Source organism: Rhizobium croatiense (assembly GCF_019793465.1).
Classification (GTDB): domain Bacteria; phylum Pseudomonadota; class Alphaproteobacteria; order Rhizobiales; family Rhizobiaceae; genus Rhizobium; species Rhizobium croatiense.
On record NZ_JAILYJ010000078.1, the window covers coordinates 1 to 412 of the forward strand.

Annotated in this window: 1 protein-coding gene; it reads left to right on the plus strand. The window is 55.8% G+C overall.

What is annotated here, in order from left to right; genetic code table 11:
* The coding region (locus K6M89_RS30645; RefSeq protein ID WP_222141867.1) for a peptidoglycan-binding domain-containing protein at positions 1–168 on the plus strand (168 nt) is incomplete at its 5' end.
* Between the last annotated feature and the right edge of the window lie 244 nt (positions 169–412).

A 412-nucleotide genomic window follows, 5' to 3' on the forward strand; every position in this document is an offset into this window, starting at 1 on the left:
CTATATGGCTATGGCACTGAAATCACAGGACAATTTTCCGAGAAGACGGCGGGAGACGTGGAAGCTTTCCAGCGCCATTTCCGGCCTGAACGGGTGGACGGCATCGCCGATTTCTCGACGATCGACACGCTGCACCGGCTGCTGTCGGCGCTGCCGCGTTTTTCCTGAGCGGAAGAGGCCGATTTCCGGCCGATATTTCTGCGGCTGGCGAGAAAACCGCCTCGCCACATCATTTCCCTATTATCTCCTCATTGCGATGGTCTAAGAACGCCCGCTGAACAGCGCTCACGGCTTTTTCAAGTGTAACGACGAGCGCCAAATGAAACGATAAGAATTGCTGCGGAACACGATCAGTCCTTGATCGCGTATGACCGGATGACGGCGAGGCGCGCAGTCCTGCAATTCTATGGGT